The sequence below is a fragment of the Bartonella sp. AP57NXGY genome, from assembly GCF_042195805.1.
In the GTDB taxonomy this organism is placed as follows: domain Bacteria; phylum Pseudomonadota; class Alphaproteobacteria; order Rhizobiales; family Rhizobiaceae; genus Bartonella.
Genome location: NZ_JBHIOZ010000164.1, coordinates 1 through 2,687, shown reverse-complemented (window position 1 = coordinate 2,687; position 2,687 = coordinate 1). Strand labels below are relative to the sequence as shown.

Annotated in this window: 1 protein-coding gene; it reads left to right on the top strand. The window is 39.2% G+C overall.

From position 1 onward, the window contains the following. The coding region (locus ACFIL8_RS08990) for an autotransporter outer membrane beta-barrel domain-containing protein (RefSeq protein ID WP_375689504.1) at window positions 1-2,687 on the top strand (2,687 nt) is incomplete at both ends.

The window sequence follows — 2,687 nt, the reverse complement described above, 5'->3', positions numbered from 1 at the left end:
TTTATGACAGAGGGAACTGTTACCGGTAGCAATAGTGTATTATATACAAAAGCTGGTGGATATATTAATGTTAAAGATGTTGTGCTCACAGCAAATGGTAAAGGAACAAAATTCGGTGCATTTGCAAGAGGTTCCAGCACTATTGAATTGAATGGTAACACAACAATTAAAAATGCTTCGATCGGTGTTAAAGCCGAAAGTGATAATGCGACAATCAAGATGACCGGAGGATCGATTGAGGTCACAGGAGACAAAGCAGTAGGTGCATCATTTCTTAACACCACCAGCAAAGAAAACACGCTGAAAGATGTAAAAATATCAAGCGGAAATGATGACTTTCTTATGGATAAAGGAATAAGTGCTGACAAAGGAAGTATTGTCACTTTAAATAATGTAACCGTCACGAAAGCAAAAAACAGCATCTTAGCAGATAACAAATCTCAAATAACAATCACCGGCGGATCTTTTGAGGCAAAAGGAGAAGCAATAATTGCTCAAAACGGCAGCAGCATTACTTTAAACAATGGTGCGAAAATCATTTCATCTGAGCATAATGCGCTGAGTGCCATTGGTGAGCAATCAAAAATTTTCATGACAGGAGGAACTGTTACTGGGAGTAATAATTCATTATATGCAACTTTGGGTGGATATATTAATGTTAAAGATGTTGCACTCACAGAAAATGGCGAAAGCTCAGTTACAGGCGCATCAGCTGAGGGCCCAAACAGCGTCATTGAATTAAAAGGAAAAACAACGATTACGAAGACTCTCTTTGGTCTTTATGTAACGGATGGAGGCAAAATCACAAGTGAAGAATTAACGATAAAAGGGAAGAAAACAAATATTGAGGGAATCGAACTGCCCAGCATGGGTGTAAATGCTGCTGCAAATAGCGTCATTGAATTAAACGGAAAAACAACGATTGAAAAAGTTGATTTTGGACTTGTCGCATCCAATAGCACGATTAAGATGATCAATGGCGCTGAAAACAAAATAGATGCAACACTAATTGCACTAAAGATAAACAGAAATGGACATATTGATCTCGCAAATACTTCTGCAACAGCAGGGGTTGCTGGGGTGAATTTTACAGATTTGTCTAAAAATAAGTTAAATGGCCTAAGTAATAGTAATCCACAAGATTGGCAAAACAGTGAAGTTAATTTGACCAATACAGATCTGATCGTTGAAAATGGTATTGGAATAAATACCGATGAATCAATGGGAAAAATTAATCTCAAAAATTCAAAAATCCTTGCAGATACGTTATTCAAAAACATAAAGCAGAAGACAAAACCTGTTGAAATGTTTACTTTAACCGCAGACCATTCTGTCTTACAAGGCGGTGTAAGAAATGACGAAAATGGGCAAACACGCTTTGATCTGAAAAACGACACAAAATGGACGTTGAAGATCAGTAACAATGAAAAAGATGCTGATGGAAAACTACTTGATATTGCTCAAAGATCTCGTTCCGATATTTCTACGCTTAATCTCGATAACAGCTCCATTATGTTTAGCAAGCCAACAGAAAAACAGCATTACCAAACTTTGTATATAGGTTCTGGTAAACCAGACACGCAAGCCGTCTACAATGCCTCTGGTGACGCAAAAATTTACTTCAACGCACAATGGAGTGATGGAGCACCAATCGCCGATCAAAAAACCGATAGGCTTTTGATCAATGGGAACGTCTCAGGCAACACATCAGTTTATGTCACGGGGCGCTTAGAAGAGAACAATATCGAAGCAAATACCTCTGCTGCTGCCAATGTCCGAGGTCTTTCACTCATTCAAGTTTCTGGAAAAGCAGAAGAAAACTCTTTCAAACTCGTAAATGGCTATACCACAAGAAATGGTTTACCAGATATGTATACACTACGTGCCTATGGACCAGACTCAAGCCAAGGCAAAGCCGATATTGCACAAAACCTCTTTGATGAAAAGAATGAAAACTTCTGGGATTTCCGTTTGCAACCCGAACTGCTTGACTCCAATTCTGGTTCAAATCCTGATCCTGAAACAAATATCCCTACCGTTGCCCCTGTACCACAAACAGCAAGCTATTTGGTCATGCCAAATGCTCTCTTCTATAGTGGATTAACCGATATGGCTAAACAAAACGCGCTTTTAGCCAATATCAGAACATCTGTCTTAGGAAAAGAAGAGGAAAAACAAACCGGTTTCTTCCTCTATACTTACGGAAACACAGGAACCTTATCTTCTGAACGCGGACCTCTCAAATATGGTTATGGTGCTGATATCCGCTATGCTGCTCTCCAAGCCGGAGTCACATTCGCAGCATTAGAAGGACAAAATACCACAACACATTTCGGTCTTGTAGGCACCTATGGGCGGCTGTCTTTCACTCCAAAGGACATAGCGGATGCCAGTAAGAACACATTGGATAAATGGTCACTAACAGCTTATGGAAGCGTGCAGCATGACAATGGTTTCTATATGGATACACTCTTGTCCTATGGGATAATAAAGAGCGATATCACCAATGCTATCATTGGTAAAACCGCGAAATTGAACAATGTAAAAATGTTAAGTATTTCCACCACCGTTGGCAAACAATTTTCTACCGGAATGGAAGGTTTAACATTTGAGCCCCAAATACAACTTGCTTATCAACATTTGATGTTTGATACCATTGAAGATGCTGATAATTTTACCGTTGATAT